The sequence below is a fragment of the Plantactinospora endophytica genome (assembly GCF_016862915.1).
Classification (GTDB): domain Bacteria; phylum Actinomycetota; class Actinomycetes; order Mycobacteriales; family Micromonosporaceae; genus Plantactinospora; species Plantactinospora endophytica.
On sequence record NZ_BONW01000044.1, the window covers coordinates 176,028 to 197,144 of the forward strand.

The window sequence follows — 21,117 nt, forward strand, 5'->3', positions numbered from 1 at the left end:
CATGCCCGACACGGGTGGCATGCCCGACACGAGAGGCACGACCGACACAACCAGGCGGAAGATCTGTCGGCTCCCGGCCGGAAATCCCGACGCCCACCCGGTCGGGAATCCCGATGCCCACCCGAAAACGCCGATGCCCAACCGGAGATCCAAAATCCAAGCGGAGACCCCGACGCCGAGCGGGAGGAGCCCGACGCCGAGCGGCAGATTCCGACGCCTAGACAGAGATGCCGACACCTAGACGGAGATGGCGATGCCTAGACGGAGATGCCGATGCCTAGACGGAGAGCAGCGAATGAACGGACGGGTCGCGCAGGTCGCTCCGGTCACCGGCCCGGACCACCTCCCCGGCGTCCAGGATCACGAACCGGTCGGCGAGCCGCAGCGCCAGGTCCAGGTACTGCTCGACGAGCAGGATGGCCAGCCCGAGTTCGCTGTGCAGTCGCTGTACCGCCTCCTCGATCTCCAGGATGATCGACGGCTGGATCCCCTCGGTCGGCTCGTCCAGCAGCAGCATCTTCGGACGACTGACCAGCGCGCGGGCGATGGCGAGCTGCTGCTGTTGGCCGCCGGAGAGGAAGCCGGCCCGCCGCTTCAGCAGCGCCGGCAGCGCCGGGAAGAGGTCGAGGGCCTCGTCCACCGCCCCCTGGCTGACCTGACCGGCCGCCTCCGCCGCCACCTGGAGGTTCTCCGCGACGGTGAGCTGCGGGAAGGTCTCGTGGCCGGGCGGCACGTACCCGAGACCCCGGCGTACCCGCTCGTGCGTCTTCAGCCCGGTGATGTCCTCACCTGCGAAGGAGACCCGACCGGCCCGGACCGGCAGTACGCCCATGATCGCCTTGAGCAGGGTCGTCTTGCCCACCCCGTTGCGGCCCATCACGCAGACCAGCGAGCCGCCCGGCGCGACCAGGTCCACCCCGAAGAGCACCTGCGCCCGCCCGTACGCCACGTCCAGGCCCTGCACCGTCAGCATCACGACGCCTCCTTGACCAGCTCGGCACTTTCCTTGCGGGTACGGCCGAGATACACCTCCTGCACCCGGGGATCGGCCTGCACCTGGGCCACCGTCCCCTCGCAGAGCAGCCGACCCTCGTGCAGCACGGTGACCGTACTGGCGAACCGGCGCAGGAAGTCCATGTCGTGTTCCACCACGATCACCGTGTGCTCCTTGGCGACCAGCCGGAGCAGTTCACCGGTCCGGGCCCGCTCGTCCCGGCTCATCCCGGCCACCGGCTCGTCCAGCAGCAGCAGGCTGGGCCGCTGGGCGAGCAGCATGCCGATCTCCAGCCACTGCCGCTGGCCGTGCGAGAGCACCCCGGCCGGGCGCTCCGCCAACTCGGCCAGCCCGGTGATCTCCATCGCCTCGGCCACCTGGTCGGCGATGCCCCGCCGACGGCGCAGCAGCGTACCGAGCGGGCGTCGGAAGGTCGCCGCGAGATCGAGGTTCTCCAGCACGGTGAGCTGCTCGAAGACCACCGACGTCTGGAAGGTACGGCCGATGCCGAGCCGGACGATCTGGTGCTCGCGGCGCCCCAGCAGTTCCTCGCCGGCGAAGCGTACGGAGCCGGAGGTGGGCCTGGTCAGACCGGTGATCACGTCGATCAGGGTGGTCTTGCCGGCCCCGTTCGGCCCGATCAGGAAGCGTAGTTCACCGGCGCTGACGGTGAAGTCGAGGTCGGTGACGGCCCGGAAGCCGGAGAAGACCACGTTCAGGCCACGTACCTGCAACAGCTCGGTCATGCCGGCTCCTCTCCCCGCTGGGCGGCCACCGCCGGCACCCCGGTCGGCTCGATCTGGTCGGCGGGCCGCGCATCGTCCACCGGACGCGCGGGATCGACGGGGTCGGCCGAACCCGGCGGGGCGGATCCGTTGGCTGACGGCGTACCCGATGGGATCGGGGCCGCGACGGACCGGGACGGCGGGCGGCGCCGGTGCCGGACGGCGGCCCGGGCGTCGGCGGCGAGTCCGGCCAGGCCGCGCGGCGCCCAGATCATCACGATGACGAACATGGCGCCCTGGAGGTAGATCCAGTTGTCCGCCGACTCCTCGCTGAAGATGGTCTTGGCGTAGTTGACCAGCAGCGCTCCGCCGACCGCGCCGGCCAGCGAGAACCGGCCGCCGATCGCCACCCCGATCAGCAGTTCGAGCGAGGCGACGATGCCCAGGTTGGCCGGGCTGAGCAGGCCGACCATCGGCACGAAGAGCGCACCGGCGATCCCGGCCATCCCGGCCGAGACGGCGAACGCGATGGTCTTCACCACGGCCGGCTCGTAGCCGAGGAACCGCACCCGGTCCTCGCCGTCCCGGACGGCCACCAGCAACTGCCCGAAGCGGCTACGACTCAACTGCCAGGCGAGCAGGAACATCGTTCCGAGCACCGCCACCACCACCAGGTAGAGGAACCGCTTGTCGCCCGGCTGGTAGAGGTCCAGGCCGTAGAACATCTGGAAGTTGGTCAGCCCGTTCGTGCCGCCGGTCAGCCCCTGCTGGCCGACCAGCAGGATCACGAAGGCGGCGGCCAGCGCCTGGGAGAGCACCGCGAAGTAGGCGCCCCGGACCCGCTGCCGGAAGACCAGCAGGCCGAGCAGCACCGCGACGGTGACCGGCAGCAGCACCACCATGGCGAGCGCGAAGACCGGGTTGGCGAACGGCCGCCAGAGCGCCGGCAGGCTCTCCACCCCGCTCCAGACCATGAAGTCCGGCAGCCCGCCGGGGCCGGCCTCCCGCAGCTTCAGGTGCATGCCCATGGCGTAGCCGCCGAGGCCGAAGAAGACGCCCTGGCCGAGGGTGAGCATGCCGCCCCGACCCCAGGCCAGGCCGATCCCGACCGCCACGATGGCGTAGCAGAGGTACTTGCCGAGCAGGTCCAGCCGGAACGGCGACAGCACCGCCGGAGCGACCGCCACCAGCAGCAGGCCGACCGCGACGAAGAGCGCCGGACCGGCCAGCCGCCGGGATCGGGACAGCGGCGCCGGACCGGGACCGGCCGTCCGGTCCGGCACGGTCGCGACCGCCCCGGTCACGACAGTGCCCGGGTACGCACGACGAACATCCCCTGCGGGCGGAGCTGGAGGAATGCGATGATCACGGCGAACACCACCACCTTGGCGAAGCTGGCCCCGTTGTCAACCCAGAATTCGACGAAGCTGTTCAGGATGCCGAGGGCGAAGGCGGCGATGACCGCGCCCCGGAGCTGCCCGAGGCCGCCCGCGACGACCACCAGGAACGCGTCCACGATGTAGTTGGTGCCGAGGGTGGGCCCGACCGGGCCGATCAGGGTCAGCGCGACCCCGGCCACCCCGGCCAGGCCGGAGCCGATGAAGAAGGTGAGCTGGTCGACCCGTTCGGTGGCCACCCCGCTGACCGCGGCGAGCTGCCGGTTCTGCATCACCGCCCGCATCCGGCGGCCGTGCCGCATCCGGGTCAGGTAGAGCCAGATCGCCACCACGCAGCCGACCGCGAGCACCATGATGAAGACCCGGTTGTACGGCAGCCGTACGCCACCGAGGTCGAGGCCGCCGGTGAGCCAGCCCGGGGCGCGTACCTGCACGTTCGGCGCACCGAAGATGTCCCGGGCGACCTGTTGCAGGATGAGGCTGATCCCCCAGGTGAGCAGCAGGGTGTCCAGCGGCCGGCCGTAGAAGTGCCGGATCGCCAGCCGTTCGAGGATCAGCCCCAGCACCCCGGCGACGGCGAACGCCACCGGCAGGGCGACCAGCACCGACTGCGTACCGACCAGCGGTTGCAGCAGGTACGCGGTGTAGGCGCCGGCCATGATGAACTCGCCGTGGGCCATGTTGATCACGCCCATCTGACCGAACGTGAAGGTCAGACCGAGGGCGATCAGGAGCAGCACCGCTCCGATGCTCGCCCCGATCACCAGTTGGTTGAGTGTCGCCATGGGCCGGCGCCTCCGTCCCGGTTCGCAGCCGTCAGTCGGGGATCCGTGCGGTACTCAGGACAGGCCGGTGGCCCACGGGTAGCCCTTCAGGTAGGGGTCCGGTTTGATCGGCTTGCCGGAGTTCCAGACCTCCTTGATCTGGCCGTCCGGCTGGACCAGCCCGATCCGGGCGGTCTTGAAGACGTGCTGGTTCTCGCCGTCGATGGTGACGGTCCCCTCCGGGGTCTCCAGCGAGATGCCGGCGGACGCCTTCTTCACCGCCTCCACCTCCACGCTGCCGGCCTTCTTCACCGACTCGGCCCAGAGGTAGACGGCGTTGTAGCCGGCCTCCATCGGGTCGGAGGTGACCTTGGCTGCGCCGTACTTGCCCTTGAACGCCTTGACGAAGGTGTCGTTCCTCGCCCCGCTGGTGGTCTGGTAGTAGTTCCAGGCGACCAGGTGCCCGGCCACGTTCTCCGGGCCGATGCCGACGACCTCCTCCTCGGCGACGCTGACCGAGACGGTCGGCATCGCGGCGGCGGTGATGCCGCTGCTGCGCAACTGCTTGAAGAAGGCGACGTTGCTGTCCCCGTTGAGGGTGTTGAAGACCGCGTCCGGCTTGGCCTGCTGGAGCTTGTTCACCACGGTGCTGTACTCGGTGTGCCCGAGCGGGGTGTACTCCTCGCCGAGCACGGTCATCCCGTTCGCCGCCGCGTACGCCTTGATGATCTTGTTTGCGGTACGCGGGAAGACGTAGTCGCTGCCGACCAGGAAGATGCTCTTCTTGCCCTGCTCCTTGAGGTAGTCCAGCCCCGGCACGATCTGCTGGTTGGTGGTCGCCCCGGTGTAGAAGATGTACGGCGAACTCTCCAGCCCCTCGTACTGGACCGGATACCAGAGCAGCGCCTTGTTGCGCTCGAAGACCGGCAGCATCGCCTTGCGGCTGGCCGAGGTCCAGCCGCCGAAGACGGTGGCGACCTTGTCCTGCGAGATGAGCTTCTGCGCCTTCTCGGCGAAGGTGGGCCAGTCCGAGGCGCCGTCCTCGACGACCGGCTCGATCTTCTTGCCGAGCACCCCGCCGGCCGCGTTGATCTCCTCGATGGCGAGTAGTTCGGCGTCCCGTACGGTCACCTCGCTGATCGCCATGGTGCCGCTCAACGAGTGCAGGATGCCGACCTTGATGGTGCTTCCACTGCCAGCTCCCGACGCCGCTGTCGGATCTTCGGCACATCCGGTCGCGGACAGCAGCAACGCCGCCGCGACCGCCATGACCAGCGGTTTCCGTACGCCTCGTGGCATCCGCCTTACCCCTTTCGCCGAGGGCTGCTGCGTGGTGCCCCGAACCGTAGGAATGGCGGATTTCAGAAATCTGAGCCCATCGATGTCCGCCGTGTTAACGAACCCTCACAACGCAAATCGATCACCACGGTTACGCAGACGGTACGCACCCCGGCTATACATCCGGTGTATACGCCTGGTGTAGAGTCCCCGGGCATGTCGATCGGACAGACTTTCCTCGGCCTGCTGGAGGCCAGCCCACGACACGGCTACGAGCTGAAACGGGTCTACGACGAACGCTTCGGCCAGGGCCGACCGCTGCACTACGGGCAGGTCTACTCGACCCTCGCCCGGCTGCTCAAGAGCGGCCTGGTGGAGGTCGACGGGGTGGAGCCCGGCGCCGGCCCGGAGCGCAAGCGCTACGCCATCACCGCCGCCGGGGTCACCGACGTGGCGCGCTGGCTGGCCCAACCGGAGAAGCCCGACACCTACCTGCAGAACACCCTCTACGCCAAGGTGGTGCTCGGGCTGCTCACCGGCCGGGACGCCGCCGACATCCTGGACGTGCAGCGCGCCGAGCACCTCCGGCTGATGCGCGCGCTGACCCGGCGCAAGGCCGACGGCGACCTCGCCGACCAGCTCATCTGCGACTTCGCGCTGTTCCACCTGGAGGCCGACCTGCGGTGGCTGGAGTTGACCGCCGCCCGGCTCGACCAGCTCGCCGCGACGCTGCGCGTCCCGGCCCCACACCCGGACAGGAGTACTCCGTGACCAGCCCCACCCCGGCCGACGACCGCCCACTGCTCTCGGCCGTCGACCTGCACAAGGCGTACGGGTCGACCCCGGCGCTGGACGGCGCGACCCTGCACCTCCGGGCCGGCGAGATCGTCGCCGTGATGGGCGCGTCCGGCTCCGGCAAGTCGACCCTGCTGCACTGCCTGGCCGGGATCGTCCCGCCGGACGCCGGGCAGGTGCACTACCGCGACCGGGAACTTTCCGCGATGTCGGACGCCGAACGCAGCGCGCTGCGGCGTACCGAGTTCGGCTTCGTGTTCCAGTTCGGTCAACTGGTGCCCGAACTGAGCTGCCTGGAGAACGTCGCGCTGCCGTTGCGGCTCGGCGGGACGCGCCGCCGGGTGGCGGAACAGCGGGCCGCCGAGTGGCTGGGCCGGCTGGAGGTCACCGAGGTGGCCGGACACCGCCCCGGCGAGGTCTCCGGCGGGCAGGGACAGCGGGTCGCGGTGGCCCGCGCCCTGGTCACCGCACCCCGGGTGCTCTTCGCCGACGAGCCGACCGGTGCACTCGACTCGCTCAACGGCGAACAGGTGATGCGACTGCTCACCGAGGCGGCCCGGCACACCGGCGCGGCGGTGGTGCTGGTCACCCACGAGCCACGGGTCGCCGCGTACGCCGACCGGGAGATCGTGGTGCGCGACGGCCGTACCCGCGAGACCGTGCTGGCGGAGCGGTGACGCCCCGGCGCGGGCGTTTCGGCCGGGTCGCCGACCTGGCCCTCGGCGCCCGGCTGGTCTTCGCCGGTGGGCGCAGCGGAGTGTCCCGGACCCTGATGACCGTGGTCGGGGTGGGGCTCGGCGTGGCCCTGCTGCTGACCAGCACCTCCATCTCCACCATGATGGACGGCCGGTCGGAGCGGGCCGCCGCCCGCGACGACCAGTTCTACGGTGTCGACGAGCCGCCACCCGGCGACCGGACCGTCCTCGTCGCGGTGGCCGACACCGTCTATCGGGACGAGGCGATCCGGGGGCGGCTGCTCCAGCCCGAGGGCGCCCGGCCGCCGCTGCCACCGGGGCTGACCCGGCTGCCCGGCCCCGGCGACATGGTCGTCTCCCCCGCGCTGGCCCGGCTGCTCGACTCGCCGGACGGGGCGCTGCTGCGGCCCCGGCTCGACCACCGGATCGTCGGCACCATCGCCGACCCGGGTCTGGCCGGCCCGGGCGAGTACGCCTACTACCTCGGCACCGACCAGCTCCGCGCGGGCGGCGGCACGATGCGGATCGACCACTTCGGTGCCGAATCCACCGGCGAGGGGCTCGACCCGATACTGATGCTGCTCGTCCTGATCATCTTCGTGGTGCTGCTGCTGCCGATCGCGGTCTTCATCGCCGCCGCCGTACGGTTCGGCGGCGAGGCACGGGACCGGCGGCTCGCCGCGCTCCGGCTGGTCGGGGCGGACGCGGCGATGACCCGCCGGATCGCCGCCGGGGAGGCGCTGGTCGGCGCCGTCCTCGGCCTGCTGGCCGGTGCCGCCTTCTTCCTGCTCGGCCGGCAGCTCGTCGAGCGGTTCACCCTCGAGGGGGTCAGCGTCTTCGCCGGGGACGTCCGGCCCGACCCGGTGCTCGCCGCGCTGATCGTGCTGGCGGTACCCGCCGTCGCCGTGGTCGTCGCCCAGCTCGCGCTGCGCCGGATCGTCGTCGAGCCGCTCGGCGTGGTACGCCGCTCCGCCGGCCGGCGACGCCGGCTCTGGTGGCGGCTGACCCTGCCGATCGTCGGCGCCGCCCTGCTCGCCCCGCTGCTCGGCGGAATCGACCAGACCGGCGCCGCCTTCAACCAGACCCAGGTGATCCTCGGGGTCGTACTGCTGCTCGTCGGGGTGGCCGCGCTGCTGCCCTGGCTGGTCGACGCGGTGGTACGGCGACTGCGTGGCGGCAGCGTCTCCTGGCAGCTCGCCATCCGCCGGCTGCAACTCGACACCGAGTCGTCGGCCCGGATGGTCAGCGGTGTCGCGGTCGCCGTCGCGGGCGGAATCGCGTTGCAGATGCTCTTCGCGGGCGTGCAGCACGCCTACGTCCGGCCCACCGGCCAGGACGTCGACCGGGCCCAGGCGATGGTGGTGATCCGTGCCGGCCTGCCCGGGGCGGCCCCCGACGCGCTGGCCGAACGGTTCCGCACCCTGCCCGGGGTCGACGGTGCGGTCGCCGTACTCGACACCGCCGTCTTCCCGGTCGGCTCCGCACCGGACGAGCACGGCGAGCGGCCCGGCAGCCCGCTGCGGATCGCCGACTGTGCGGCGCTGCGCGAACTCGCCACCCTGGACCGGTGCGCCGACGGCGACGCGTTCCAGGTCGTCGGTGAGCCGGCACCGGGCCGGCCCGCCCGCAGCCTGCCCGCCCCGGGACGGTCGGTGGAGATCGGGTTCGGCGCACCGGGAACGACCACCCGGTGGACCGTTCCGGCCGGGCTGCGGACGGTGCCCGGCCGGAACGACCCGGCCGGCGACGAATCCACCGGCCTGCTCGCCACCCCCGGCGCGCTCGCCCCGGCCACGCTGCGCGGGCTCGGCGGCCGGGTCTTCCTCGACCTGGACCTGAGCCGCCGGGACACCATCGAACTGGTCCGCAACGCGGCGGCCGGGATCACCCCGACGGCGGAGGTGCATCGGTTGCGCCCCACCGAGGAGGTCACCCGGTTTGCCCAGATCCGCCGTGCCCTCTTCATCGGGGTGCTGGCGACGCTGCTGCTGCTCGGAGCCAGCCTGCTGGTCGGCATCCTGGAGCAGTTGCGGGAGCGGCGGCGGACGCTGGCCGTACTGGTCGCGTTCGGCACCCGGCGCGCGACGTTGAGCGCGTCGGTGCTGTGGCAGACGGCCGTACCGGTGCTGCTCGGGCTGGCCCTGGCGATCGTGCTGGGTACGGTGCTCGGCGGCACCCTGCTGGCAATGGTCAACCAGGCCGTACGCCCCGACTGGCCGAGCATCGCCATCATGTCCGGGATCGCCGGAGCGGTCGTGCTGCTGGTGACCGGGCTGAGTCTGCCGGCACTGTGGCGGCTGCTGCGTCCGGGCGGCCTGCGCACCGAATGAGCGCCGCCCCGGCCCGGTGAACCGTCCGACTGCCATCGACGGTCGACATTCTCCGGGCCGGGGAACGGTGCCGGTTGCGCGATATCGAAATTCGGGTGCGGATTGCCGAAGGATCACTCGGTTCTGCCGCTTTCGCTCTTGCCCACGGATGTTAGACAGGGGGCCCGGTCCGGGACGTCCGAGCGGAGTGGACATGAGCGATCAGGATTCGGTGGCCCGGCGGCTGCCATCTGGGCGGTGGCCACGGCGTGCCGTACTCGGCACCGGTCTGCTGGTCGGCGGCGCCGGGCTTCTCGCCGAGCCGGCCCGGGCCCGTCCGGTCGGGGTGCCGGGGGCGGAACCGCTGCCCGGCGCGGAACGGCTCCGCCCCGAGGCGGCCTTCCTCGGCCCGGCCAGGCCGGTCATCGACCCGGCGTACGAGATCTCGCCGCCGTCCGATCCCGAGGCGCTCTGGGACGTGCCCGAACTGTCCGACAGCGACGCCCGGCGGCTCGCCCCGATTCCCGAATCGACTCCGGGAGTCGCGGCGCTCTCGTCGTCGAGCGCGATACCCGGAATTCCGTTCGAGTTCAGATACCACCCGTTCGAGATCCGCGACCTTCCCGACGGCATCCGGCCGTACTACCTGCGCACCGCGGTGCCGTTGGTGGACACCGGCGTGCACGATTCGACCGGGGTACGGATGTCGCTGCGCAACGGCCGGCTCTACGACCATCCGGTCGGCCAGGCACAGTACGGGCTGGCGCTGCTGGAGGCGTACCGGATCACCGGTAACAGCGTCTATCTGGACCGGGCCAGGAAGCAGGCCCAGCGCCTGGTCGACCGGCGGGTGGTGCACGGCGGCGGCTGGTTCTTCCCGTACCCGTTCCGGTTCGTCCTGCACGGCACCGAAGAGGTCTACGACCCACCGTGGTACTCGATGATGGCCCAGGGCCAGGCGCTCAGCCTCTTCTGCCGGCTCTACAAGCTCACCAGGGCCGGCATCTGGCTGGCCGCCCTCAACGGCACCTTCGCCTCCTACCTGGTCCCCCCGGTCGCCGGCCGCCCCTGGGGCGTCTACGTGGTCGGCGGCCGGCTCTGGCTGGAGGAGTACGCCCATCCGAAGCGGATCTCCGGCGACCTCACCTACAACGGGCACAACTTCTCGCTCTACGGCCTCTGGGACTTCTTCGTGCTGACCGGGGACGAGCGGGCGAAGGTGCTGTTGCAGGGCGCGCTGACCACGATGCGCGACAGTTACGCCGGCATCCGCAACCGGCACTGGCGCAGCAGGTACTGCCTGCGGCACGGCAGCGACGCCAACACGTACCACACCATCCACACCACCCAGCACGTCCAGTGCTACGCGATGACCGGTGACACGATCTTCGCGCAGGTCGCCGAGCTGTACTACACCGACTTCCCGCCGCACGGCGTCGCCGGGCCGGTCACCTTCCAGCCCGGCCGGCACACCGGCTACAAGTTCAACAGCTCCGGTGCGGTCACCGCCAGCAGGACGATCACCGTCGGCCGGCGGAGCAGCGCGCCGTCCGCCGCCCGACTCAAGGTCCGCCGTCAGGACGGGATCTGGTACCAGATCAGTGCCGGCTCGCTGGCCGGCTACCACCTGAGGGAGATCCGGCAGCACTCGTACCAGACCGGCGAGGCGGCGTCGATGGGTTACCGGATCCTGCGGCCGGCGACGATCGCCCGGGCGCCGCTGACCGCGTACACCATCACCCCGGCCGGTTCGATGACCTCGGTGGTCACCGACTTCGAGGTGGGCGACGCCGTCAACCTGGACCGGCGGGCCGCGCTGAACGGGGTGGCGCACCTGCGGTTCGCCGACGGCGACCACGCCGAGCGGTGGGCGGGCTACACCGCTATCAACCGGATCTGACCGGGCCCGCGCCTCGTCGTCCGGGTGTGTGCGGGGGTCAGTCGCGGTTGAGTCGGGCCTGGCGGGCGTCCCGCTTCTCCTCGAACCGGGCCGCCGCCTGGTCCAGCCCGTCGAGCTGCGCCGCCAACTGCTCGCGGGCGGCCTCGCCGTCGCCGTCCAGCCCGGTGACGTTCCAGACGTCCCACTGCCGCAGCACCGGCAGCAGTACGTCGTCGCGGTGCTGGCGCAGGTCGTAGATGCCGGCCAGGGCCATCGCCACCGACTTGCGGGCGAAGCCCTCGATGCCGTTGCCGGGCATCTGGAAGTCGGCGACCACGTCGGCCACCGCCCGCATCGTCTGGCTGGGCGCCAGTTCGAGGGCGGCGCCGAGCAGGTTGCGGTAGAAGACCATGTGCAGGTTCTCGTCGGCGGCGATCCGGGCCAGCAACTGCTCGCAGCGCGGGTCGCCGGTGACCCGACCGGTGTTGCGGTGCGAGATCCGGGTGGCGAGTTCCTGGAACGAGACGTACGCCAGCGAGTGCAGCATCTCGGTGTCGTGCGCGTTGGAGTAGCCGGCGGACATGTGCGTCATCCGGGCCCGCTCCAGCGCCACCGGGTCCACCGCCCGGGTGACGGTGAGGTAGTCCCTGATCGCCGTGCCGTGCCGCCCCTCCTCGGCGGTCCACCGGTGCACCCAGGTCCCCCAGGCGCCGTCCCGACCGAACAGCGTCGCGATCTGGTGGTGGTACGACGGCAGGTTGTCCTCGGTGAGCAGATTTACCACCAGCGCGGTCCGGGCGACCTCCGGAACCCGGCTGTCCTCGGGCGCCCACGCCTCTCCGTCGAGGATTCCGTCGAAGGTCCGTCCCTCGCCCCACGGCACGTACTCGTGCGGGAACCACTCCTTGGCCGACTTGAGATGCCGGTCGAGGTTGGTCGCGACGACCGGCTCCAACTCGATCAGCAACGCGGTCTGGGACAGCGGTGCGGCGGGGGTGACGGTCACGGTTCTCCCTACGGTGGCGTAAGTTACGTTCGCGTAGGTTACGGCCGTCACCCCCGGTGACGCAAGATCAGCCCACTGTCGGCCAGAGATCCACCGTCGGTGGCTGCCAGACGTCCGGCGCCGCCGCCACCTGGTCGCCGGAGCGGATGTCCTTCACCTCGTCGCCGACCCCGTCCGCACCCGGGAACCAGACGTACGGGATGCCGCGCCGCTCGGCGTACCGGATCTGCTTGCCGAACTTCGCCGCCGACGGCGACACCTCGGTCGGGATGCCCCGACGGCGCAGCGCGTCGGCGATCCGGTTGCTCTCCGGCCGGCGCTCCTCCGACGCCAGCGCCACCAGCACACAGGTCGGTACGCTCCGGGAGACCGTCAACGCCTCCGCGCCGAAGAGCAGCCCGAGCAGCCGGGTGACCCCGATCGAGATGCCCACCCCGGGAAAGCGGGCGTTGGCGTCGCTGGCCAGGTTGTCGTACCGGCCACCGGAGCTGATCGAGCCGAACCGCTCGTACCCGCGCAACTGGGTCTCGTAGACCGTGCCGGTGTAGTAGTCCAGCCCCCGGGCGATCCGCAGGTCCGCCACGCAGAGCCCGGGTGCGTGCGCGACGGCGTTCTCCAGCACCGCGACGAGTTCGGCCAGGCCCTCGTCGAGCAGCGGATCGGTCACCCCGAGCGCGCGTACCGCATCCGCGAAGGACGGGTCCGGTGCGGCGATCTCGGCCAGCGCCAGGCACGCCTTGGCCTGTGCGTCGGTCGCCCCGGCCGTCTCGGCCAACAGCGCCGTCACCCGGTCCGGGCCGATCTTGTCGAGCTTGTCCACCGCGCGCAGCGCCGCCACCGGGTCGGTCAGCCCGACCCCCCGATAGAAGCCTTCGAGCAGCTTGCGGTTGTTCACCTGGATGGTGATCGGCAGTCCGCCGTCGGAGTTGCCGATCGGCAGCCCGGCGAGCGCGTCGCCGATCACCAGCGGGATCTCGGCCTCGTGGTGCGGGGCCAGGGTGTCCCGGTCCACGATGTCGATGTCGGCCTGGAGGAACTCGCGGTAGCGCCCCTCCTGCGGGCGCTCGCCCCGCCAGACCTTCTGGATCTGGTAGCGCCGGAACGGGAACTGGAGCCGGCCGGCGTTCTCCAGCACGTACCGGGCGAACGGCACGGTCAGGTCGAAGTGCAGCCCCAGGGTGCCCTCGCCGGTGGCGGCCGGCCCCTCCTCCTGGAGGCGGCTAATCAGGTAGACCTCCTTGGAGGTCTCGCCCTTGCGCAGGAGCTGGTCCAGCGGCTCGACGGCGCGGGTCTCCAGCGGCGCGAAGCCGTACAGCTCGAAGGTGCGGCGGATCCGGTCGAGCACGTACTGCTCGATCATCCGCTGCGGCGGCGCCCACTCGGGGAAGCCGGAGATCGGGGTTGGCTTGCTCATGACGCTCCTGTCGGATCTCGCGCAACCGCGCGAGCGGGGATTACCAGCCCCGGGTGGGCGCAACCTGCGGCCCGTCGAGGCCGGCGACCTCGATCAGGTACGGGTTGCTCGCCCGCTCGCGGCCGATGCTGGTCGCGGGGCCGTGGCCGGGCAGCACGACGGTGTCGTCGGCGAGCGGGAGTACCTTCTCCCGCAGGCTCTTCACCATGGTCGGCAGGCTGCCGCCCGGCAGGTCGGTGCGGCCGATCGACCCGGCGAAGAGCACGTCGCCCGCCAGGCAGATCTGCTCCGCCGCCCAGTCCACACCCGGTGGAAGGGGCAGGTCGGACCGGAGTGCCGAGCCCACGCCCGGCAGCCGGAACAGCACCGACCCGCCGGTATGGCCCGGCGCGTGGTCGACGGTGATCTCCAACCCGGCCAGCGCCAGGGTCGCCCCGTCGGTCAGCTCGGCCACGTCCTCCGGCTCGGAGTACGGCAGCCGGCCGCCGAAGAGCTGGGTCAGGTCCATCGAGAGCGCCTTGGCCGGGTCGGCGAGCAACTCGCGGTCGCCCGGGTGCACGTAGGCGGGAATCCCCCGGGCGCCGCAGACCGGCGCGACCGAGAAGGTGTGGTCGAGATGACCATGGGTCAGCAGCACTGCCGCCGGGCGCAGCCGATGCTCGGCCAGCAGGTCGTCGAGCCGGTCCAGCACCCCGATGCCGGGGTCGACGACGACACACTGTTCCCCGGGCGCGGTGGCCACCACGTAGCAGTTGGTGCCGAACGCGTCCGCAGGGAAGCCGGCGACGAGCACGTCCGCTCCTCCCATCCGACGATCTCGCTAGCGCTGCGACCCTCAGGTCTCAACAGCGGTTCGACCCGCAGGTATCCGCAGCGGTTCGACCCCACCATATCGGGCGGGCCGCGCGGCCGGTCGCCCATATACACCTGCCCCGGCAGGCATCAGGAGACACAGTGATAATCTCCGATGGCTTGCAGGTGACCTCGTACAACACTTTCCCAGCGGATACCCGTACACTCTGGCGGGCGTGTGGCGTGGCGCACTTGACGCCGGGGCGGTGGACCATACGGTTCCTCACGCGACCGCCGGCACGGCGACCAGAGGTAAGACGACGACCAGGGGCACAGGGAAAGGGGAGCGCGGGTGGCTTCCAGCAGGGACCGGCAGCGCAAACTGGCGCGGGCCAAGCTCGACCGGCAGATGGCCCGGCGGGCGGCGACCGCCCGGCGCAAGCGGCAGATCCGGGCCGGTATCGGCTCCGCCGTCGCGCTGCTGTTGATCGTGCTGGGCTCGTTCTGGGCGCTCGGCGGCTTCGACCGCGACAAGGCCGAGGACACCGCCGCCGCCGAGACGTGCGCCTGGACCACCCAGGACGCCCAGGCGAACACGAACCTGAAGGACGTCGGCACGCCGCCCACCCGCGACCTGCCCACCACCGGCACCCGGCCGATGACGATCACGACCGACCAGGGCGCCCCGGTGACCGTCGAACTGGATCTGGCCAGCGCGCCGTGTGCGGCGGCCAGCTTCACCCACCTGGCCGGCAAGTCGTTCTTCGACAACACCAAGTGCCACGAGCTGACCGCCGAGGGAGCGCTGCGCTGCGGCGACCCGAGCGGTACCGGACAGGGCGGCCCGACGTACACCTTCTTCAGCGAGAACACCCCGGACGCCCCGGCGCCGACCCCGTCCGCCGACCCGTCGGCCAGCGCGAGCCCGTCGCCCAGCCCCAGCGCCACCACGCCGGCCGCGCCGCTCTACCCGGTCGGCACCGTCGCCATGATCGGCGGCACGCCGGGCGCCAACGGCAGCCAGTTCCTGATCTTCTTCAAGGACTTCAGCCCGGCGCAGCCCAACTACCCGATCGTGGGCCGGGTGACCGGCGGAATCGACGTGATCAAGAAGATCGGCGCCATGGAAACCGTGGACAATGGTTCTGGCGTCAAAATCAAGCCGAAGACCGACGTGGTGATCCAGAGTCTCACCGTCGGTGAACCGGCGTCGGCCGACCCGACGGCGGTGCCGTCGGCGGCGACCCCGACGCCGCCCGCGCCGTCGGCCACGCCGACGGTCGCCGGGCAGCCCTGAGAACCGCAGAGACCAGCCCAGCCGCGGACCCCGGCCGCGCTGCACATAGTCCAGGAGGAGCCACCGTGACGTCCACCAGAGAGCGGCAGCGCGCCGCGGCGCGGGCCAAGCTGGAACGGGAGATGGCCGAGCGCGCCGCCGCCGCCCGCAAGCGCCGGCAACTGCAGGCGAGCATCGGCGCGGGCGTGGCGTTGCTGCTGGTGGTCGCCGGCACGGTGTGGCTGGTGATGAGCCTCGGCGACGACAGCGACAACGCGACCCAGGCCGGCGGGGCCACCTGCGCCTGGACCGACATCCCGGCCGACCAGCGCACTCCGACGACCAAGGACGTCGGGCTGCCGCCGACCTCGGTGAAGAACACCGGCAGCCAGACGATGACCATCGACACCAACCTCGGCCCGATCACCGCCAAGCTGAACCTGGCCGACGTACCCTGCACCGCCGCCAGCTTCACCCACCTGGCCGAGAAGAAGTTCTTCGACAACACCAGGTGCCACCGGCTGGTCACCCAGGGGCTCCAGGTGCTCCAGTGCGGCGACCCGAGCGTCACCGGCACCGGCGCGAACTGGAAGGAGACCGACGGCACCGGCGGGCCGACGTACCGGTTCGCCGAGGAGAACCTGCCGACGGACAAGCGCCCGCCGTACCCGGCCGGGGTGATCGCGATGGCCAACTCCGGTCAGCCCGGCAGCACCGGCAGCCAGTTCTTCATCGTGTACGGCGACTCGCAGCTCCCCGCCTCGTACACCGTGCTCGGCACCGTCACCGGCGGCCTGGACCTGGTCGCCCAGGTCGGCGCCGCAGGTGACGACGGAGCCTTCGCGCAGCAGGCCGGCGGCGGCCACCCGAAGAAGGAAGTCCAGATCAAGTCGCTGACCATGAGCGCCCCGGTCGGCTGACCAGAGGCGACAGCGTCACGGCGCCGCGCCGCCCCGGAAGGGGTGACGCGGCGCCGTTGCGTTGCGGGAGGTGCTGACCCCGCGCGCCGTTGCCTTTGCAGGTCCTACCGCTGGAGCAGCGGGCGGGGCCAGGCCGGCCGCCGGCTCAGGCGCCCGAGGTGACCCGGTAGGCGTCGAAGACGCCGTCCACCTTGCGGACCGCAGCGAGCAGGTGCCCCAGGTGCTTCGGGTCGGCCATTTCGAAGCTGAACCGGCTGACCGCCACCCGGTCCCGGGTGGTGGTGACGGTGGCGGAGAGGATGTTGACCCGCTCGTCGGAGAGCACCCGGGTCACGTCCGCGAGCAGCTTGTGCCGGTCGAGCGCCTCGACCTGGATCGCGACCAGGAACGTCGACGCCGAGGTGAGCCGCCAGCTCACCTCCACGACCCGCTCGGTCTGCGCCTTGAGCTCCTCGGCGTTCGCGCAGTCGTCCCGGTGCACGCTCACCCCGCCGGAGCGGGTCACGAAGCCGAACACGGTGTCCGGCGGCACCGGCGTGCAACAGCGGGCGAGCTTGATCCAGACGTCGCTGACCCCCCGGACCACCACACCCGGGTCGTTGCTGTTGCCCCGGCGCTGCGGACGGGTGGCGACCGCGGTCTCGGCGAGGTCCTCGGCGGCCCCCTCCTCGCCGCCGTAGCCGGCCATCAGCTTCTGCACCACGGACTGGGCGGAGACCTGGCTGTCGCCGACCGCCGCGTAGAGCGAGGCGACGTCGGCCAGGTGCAGATCCCGGGCGATGGTCATCAGGTTGTCCGTGCTCAGCATCCGCTGCAACGGCATGCCCTGCTTGCGCATCGCCTTGACGATCGCGTCCTTGCCGGCCTCGATCGCCTCCTCGCGCCGCTCCTTGTTGAAGTACTGCCGGATCTTCGTCCGCGCCCGAGGGCTCTTGACGAAGCCCAGCCAGTCCTGCGTCGGGCCGGCGGTGTCGGACTTCGAGGTGAAGATCTCGATCACGTCGCCGTTGGAGAGCGTCGACTCCAACGGCACCAGCTTGCCGTTCACCCGCGCGCCGATGCACTTGTGCCCCACCTCGGTGTGCACCGCGTACGCGAAGTCGACCGGGGTCGAGGCGGTCGGCAGCGGGATCACGTCCCCCTTGGGGGTGAAGACGTAGACCTCCTGGCTGGACAGGTCGAAGCGGAGCGCGTCGAGGAACTCGCTCGGGTCGGCCGCCTCGCGCTGCCAGTCCAGCAACTGCCGCAGCCACGTCATCTCGTCGATGTGTGCCGGCGGGCCGACGACCGTCTCGCCCTTCTTCTCCTTGTACTTCCAGTGCGCCGCGATGCCGAACTCGGCCGTACGGTGCATCGCGTACGTCCGGATCTGCATCTCGACCGGCTTGCCGCTCGGCCCGATCACCGTGGTGTGCAACGACTGGTACATGTTGAACTTCGGCATCGCGATGTAGTCCTTGAACCGGCCCGGCACGGGCTGCCAGTTCGCGTGGATCACACCGAGTGCCGCATAGCAGTCCCGCACCGTGTCGACCAGGATGCGTACGCCGACCAGGTCGTAGATGTCGTTGAAGTCCCGACCCCGGACGATCATCTTCTGGTAGATCGAGTAGAGGTGCTTGGGCCGGCCGGTGGTCTCCGCCTTGATCTTGGCGGACCGCAGGTCGACCTGCACCTTCTGGGTCACCTGCCGGAGCAGCGCCTCACGCTGCGGCTGGTGCTCCCCGATCAGCCGGTTGATCTCCTCGTAGCGCTTCGGGAAGAGGTTGGCGAACGCCAAGTCCTCCAACTCCCACTTGATGGTGTTCATACCGAGCCGGTGCGCCAGCGGCGCCAGGATCTCCAGCGTCTCCTTGGCCTTCTGCTCCCGCTTGGCAGGCGGCAGGAAGGTCAGGGTACGCATGTTGTGCAGCCGGTCGGCCAGCTTGATGACCAGCACCCGGGGATCCTTGGCCATCGCCACGACCATCTTGCGGATCGTCTCCGCCTTGGCCGCGTCGCCCAGCTTGACCTTGTCCAGCTTGGTGACGCCGTCCACCAGCAGGGCGACCTCGGCACCGAAGTCGACCTTCATCTGGTCGAGCCCGTAGTCGGTGTCCTCGATGGTGTCGTGCAGCAGCGCCGCGACCAGGGTGGTGGTGTCCATGCCCAGGTTGGCCAGGATGGTGGCGACCGCGAGCGGGTGCGTGATGTACGGGTCGCCGGATTTACGGTACTGCCCGGAGTGCCACCGGGCGGCCATGTCGAAGGCGCGTTGCAGCAGCCGGGCGTCCGCCTTGGGGTGGGCCGCGCGGTGCGTCGCGATCAGCGGCTCGAGCACCTCGCTCACCTGCGGGGTCTGCCACGGCGCGTTGAACCGGGCCAGCCGGGCCCGGACCCGGCGCCCGGTGGGCGCGTTGGCCAGCGCGAAGCTGGTCGCGGGCGGCTGCGGAACCTCGCTGGCCATCCCGGCGAACTCGCCCGCCGTGCCGACGCCCACGCCGGCACCGATGCCGGCCGGAACGACCGGCGTGCCGGCGTCGACGGCGGGCGCGACGAGCGGAGCAGCGAGGCCGTCGGGCTGGTTGCCGGCGGCCGGCTGGGCCGCACCCAGCGGCCGGGTCGCCGCACCCTCCCGCCCGGAAGCCGCCGTACCGCCTCGGCCGGAACCGGTCTGCCCACCGTCGGCGGCAGACGTCGGCCCGGCCGGCCCGGAGAGCCCGTCAGGCCGGACGGTTGCGCTGGCCGGAGGTTGTGCACCGCCGGCACCGTTTGCGACGTTGGCAGGGGTATCAGCCTCGTTGGTGGGATGCACCGTGCCCTCCGCCGGAGGGGCCACATCGTGAGACACCGGCCTCCTCAACACCTCGCCGGGAATGAGCCGACCGTAGCCGGTCGACCCGGTCCTGCGCCAGTCACGGGCTGATCGCCCGGGCCGGCCACGAAGGGCAATCGTACCCGCCCCACCGGGCTGGTGGCCGTCCTCCGGACGTACGGACCGGTCGAGACGGTCAACCGGGACTAGACGCTCAGAAGGGCATGAACCGGTCGGGGCGCGAGCCGGTTCCGGCCGTCCAGGAAGCTCAACTCCAGCAGGACGGTGAACCCGGCCACCGTACCGCCGGCCCGCTCCACCAGCTCCAGGGTGGCCTGGGCCGTCCCACCGGTGGCGAGTACGTCGTCGACCACCAGCACCCGGTGTCCGGCCGTGAAGGCGTCCTGGTGCACCTCCAGGGTGGCCTCGCCGTACTCCAGCGCGTAGGAGGCGGCGTAGGCGGCCCGGGGCAGCTTGCCGGCCTTGCGCACCGGCACCACCCCCACCCCGGTGGCGTACGCGATGGCGGCGGCCACCACGAAGCCGCGCGCCTCGATCCCGACCACCACGTCGAACGAGTCCCGGCCGTGGTACGCGACGATGTCGTCGATCACCTGCCGGAACGCCGCACCGTCGGCGAACAACGGCATCAGGTCCTTGAACATGATGCCCGGCTTCGGGAAGTCGGGCACGTCCAGCACCCGGCTGGCCACCAACTGGGCGGTGACCGGTCCGCTGTCGCCGCGTACCTCGGTCGGGGTCTCCGTCACACTGCGTCCTTTCCGGGCGAAGGCGCCCGACGCGCCGCCTGGGGCGACGTGTCGGGCGCCTTGGTGTTCCGTTCGTCCGGCTCAGCGCCGCTTGCCACCGGGCCGGTTGCCGCCGGAGCGACCGCCCCGGGCACCGCCACCGGACCGCTTGCCCGACGGCCGGGTGCCGACCTTCGGTGCGGCGCCCGCCAGCGCGGTCGCCTCGCTCGCCGGGACCGGAGCCTCCTCGTCCACCGGCTGCTCGGCCGGCGTCTCGGTGTCCGGGCGGCCCTGGCTGGGCTGGCGGGCCGGGCGACGCGCGGCCGAGGTGTCCCGGCCGCCACCGGCCCGCCGGGCGAGCACCCGCTGGGTGTGCGTGCGGATCCTCGGCTCCCGCTCCTTCAGCGACACCAGCAGCGGCGTGGAGAAGAAGATCGAGGAGAAGAACGCGGCGCCCATACCGACGAAGAGCACCAGACCGAGGTCCTGGAGCGTGCCGGCACCGAGCAGTCCGGCCCCGATGAAGAGCAGGCCGCCCACCGGCAGCAGCGCGACCACCGAGGTGTTGATCGACCGCATCAGGGTCTGGTTGAGCGCCAGGTTGGCCGCCTCGGGGTACGTCTGGGTGCTGCCTCCGGTGATGCCCCGGGTGTTCTCCTGGATCTTGTCGAACACCACGACCGTGTCGTAGAGGGCGAAACCGAGGATGGTGAGGAAGCCGACGATGGTCGACGGGGTCACCTCGAAGCCGACCGCCGAGTAGATGCCGGCGGTGAGCACCAGGTCGAGGGCGAGACCGGCGACCGCGGCGATCGCCATCCGCAACTCGAACCGGAGCACCAGGTAGCCGGTGACCAGTACCAGGAAGATCACCAGACCGATCACGGCCCGCTGCGTGACCTGGGCCCCCCAGGCCGCGCTGACCCGGTTGTCGCTGATGGCGTCGACCTCGATGCCCAACTCACCGGCGATGGCGGTGCGTACCTCGGTGGCCTGGGTCTGGTCCAGCGGCGAGGTCCGGAACAGGTAGGTGGTGTCACCGACCTGCTGGCTGGAGACCACCTCCGCCGGCCCGTCCGCCGTCGTCTCACCGGCGAGCGCGGCGTGCACCGCCTCCTCGGCCCGGTGCATGGTGCCGACGCTGGTCGGCACCTGGAACTCGTTGCCGCCCTTGAACTCGATGCCGAGGCTGAAGCCCTGGATGATGAAGCTCAGTACGGTCAGCAGGACCAGACCACCGGAGATGCCGAACCACAGCTTCCGGCGGGGGACGATCGCGAGACCGGCTTCACCGCGGTACAAGCGGCCGGCGAGACCACTTCTGCTCATC

The 21,117-nt window shown here is 71.1% G+C and carries 17 protein-coding genes; 6 read left to right on the forward strand and 11 right to left on the reverse strand.

Going from position 1 to position 21,117, the window contains the following annotated elements:
- Positions 1-277: 277 nt before the first annotated feature.
- The 5 genes from urtE to urtA are packed head-to-tail and all read right to left on the reverse strand — an operon-like array spanning position 278 to position 5,179.
- Positions 278-973, reverse strand: coding sequence for an urea ABC transporter ATP-binding subunit UrtE (urtE, locus tag Pen02_RS37015; protein ID WP_203870843.1), 696 nt, complete (start codon positions 971-973; stop codon positions 278-280).
- Positions 973-1,740: an urea ABC transporter ATP-binding protein UrtD gene (gene urtD / locus Pen02_RS37020; protein ID WP_203870844.1), complete on the reverse strand. Its 768-nt coding sequence runs from the start codon at positions 1,738-1,740 to the stop codon at positions 973-975. Before urtD ends, urtE begins: the two co-directional genes overlap by 1 nt.
- Positions 1,737-3,023, reverse strand: coding sequence for an urea ABC transporter permease subunit UrtC (gene urtC / locus Pen02_RS37025; protein WP_239141899.1), 1,287 nt, complete (start codon positions 3,021-3,023; stop codon positions 1,737-1,739). Before urtC ends, urtD begins: the two co-directional genes overlap by 4 nt.
- On the reverse strand, positions 3,020-3,901 hold the full coding sequence (urtB, locus tag Pen02_RS37030; protein WP_203870845.1) for an urea ABC transporter permease subunit UrtB: 882 nt from the start codon (positions 3,899-3,901) through the stop codon (positions 3,020-3,022). Before urtB ends, urtC begins: the two co-directional genes overlap by 4 nt.
- 54 nt (positions 3,902-3,955) lie before the next feature.
- The gene (gene urtA / locus Pen02_RS37035) at positions 3,956-5,179 is read right to left on the reverse strand and encodes an urea ABC transporter substrate-binding protein (protein WP_203870846.1); all 1,224 of its coding nucleotides are present in this window, start codon (positions 5,177-5,179) and stop codon (positions 3,956-3,958) included.
- A gap of 195 nt (positions 5,180-5,374) precedes the next feature.
- On the opposite strand from urtA, the gene Pen02_RS37040 reads away from it, so the two are divergent.
- The 4 genes from Pen02_RS37040 (at position 5,375) to Pen02_RS37055 (ending at position 10,857) form a co-directional block, all read left to right on the forward strand.
- Positions 5,375-5,929, forward strand: a complete 555-nt coding sequence (locus Pen02_RS37040) for a PadR family transcriptional regulator (RefSeq protein WP_203870847.1) — start codon at positions 5,375-5,377, stop codon at positions 5,927-5,929.
- Entirely contained in the window at positions 5,926-6,630 is a 705-nt protein-coding gene (locus Pen02_RS37045) for an ABC transporter ATP-binding protein (RefSeq protein WP_203870848.1), read from the forward strand. The genes Pen02_RS37040 and Pen02_RS37045 overlap by 4 nt, the downstream gene beginning before the upstream one ends.
- Entirely contained in the window at positions 6,627-8,978 is a 2,352-nt protein-coding gene (locus Pen02_RS37050) for an ABC transporter permease (RefSeq protein WP_203870849.1), read from the forward strand. Before Pen02_RS37045 ends, Pen02_RS37050 begins: the two co-directional genes overlap by 4 nt.
- Before the next feature lie 193 nt (positions 8,979-9,171).
- A complete protein-coding gene (locus Pen02_RS37055; RefSeq protein ID WP_203870850.1) occupies positions 9,172-10,857 on the forward strand; it encodes a D-glucuronyl C5-epimerase family protein in 1,686 nt (561 codons plus the stop codon).
- Positions 10,858-10,894: 37 nt separating this feature from the next.
- Here Pen02_RS37055 and Pen02_RS37060 read toward each other — a convergent pair whose 3' ends face one another.
- The 3 genes from Pen02_RS37060 to Pen02_RS37070 form a co-directional block, all read right to left on the reverse strand.
- The gene (locus Pen02_RS37060) at positions 10,895-11,842 is read right to left on the reverse strand and encodes an acyl-ACP desaturase (protein WP_239141901.1); all 948 of its coding nucleotides are present in this window, start codon (positions 11,840-11,842) and stop codon (positions 10,895-10,897) included.
- Between the two features lie 67 nt (positions 11,843-11,909).
- Positions 11,910-13,256, reverse strand: a complete 1,347-nt coding sequence (hisS, locus tag Pen02_RS37065) for a histidine--tRNA ligase (RefSeq protein WP_203870851.1) — start codon at positions 13,254-13,256, stop codon at positions 11,910-11,912.
- Positions 13,257-13,296: 40 nt separating this feature from the next.
- Positions 13,297-14,049, reverse strand: coding sequence for an MBL fold metallo-hydrolase (locus tag Pen02_RS37070; RefSeq protein WP_203870966.1), 753 nt, complete (start codon positions 14,047-14,049; stop codon positions 13,297-13,299).
- Between the two features lie 351 nt (positions 14,050-14,400).
- Between Pen02_RS37070 and Pen02_RS37075 the strand changes: the two genes are divergently transcribed.
- The gene (locus Pen02_RS37075; protein ID WP_203870852.1) at positions 14,401-15,345 is read left to right on the forward strand and encodes a peptidylprolyl isomerase; all 945 of its coding nucleotides are present in this window, start codon (positions 14,401-14,403) and stop codon (positions 15,343-15,345) included.
- Between the two features lie 65 nt (positions 15,346-15,410).
- Positions 15,411-16,244, forward strand: coding sequence for a peptidylprolyl isomerase (locus tag Pen02_RS37080; RefSeq protein WP_239141903.1), 834 nt, complete (start codon positions 15,411-15,413; stop codon positions 16,242-16,244).
- A gap of 145 nt (positions 16,245-16,389) precedes the next feature.
- Here the strand turns inward: Pen02_RS37080 and Pen02_RS37085 are convergent, their stop codons facing one another.
- The 3 genes from Pen02_RS37085 to secF form a co-directional block, all read right to left on the reverse strand.
- Entirely contained in the window at positions 16,390-19,038 is a 2,649-nt protein-coding gene (locus Pen02_RS37085; RefSeq protein WP_372445747.1) for a RelA/SpoT family protein, read from the reverse strand.
- A gap of 206 nt (positions 19,039-19,244) precedes the next feature.
- A complete protein-coding gene (locus Pen02_RS37090) occupies positions 19,245-19,808 on the reverse strand; it encodes an adenine phosphoribosyltransferase (protein WP_203870853.1) in 564 nt (187 codons plus the stop codon).
- A gap of 81 nt (positions 19,809-19,889) precedes the next feature.
- Positions 19,890-21,116, reverse strand: coding sequence for a protein translocase subunit SecF (gene secF, locus Pen02_RS37095; RefSeq protein ID WP_203870854.1), 1,227 nt, complete (start codon positions 21,114-21,116; stop codon positions 19,890-19,892).
- Between the last annotated feature and the right edge of the window lies 1 nt (position 21,117).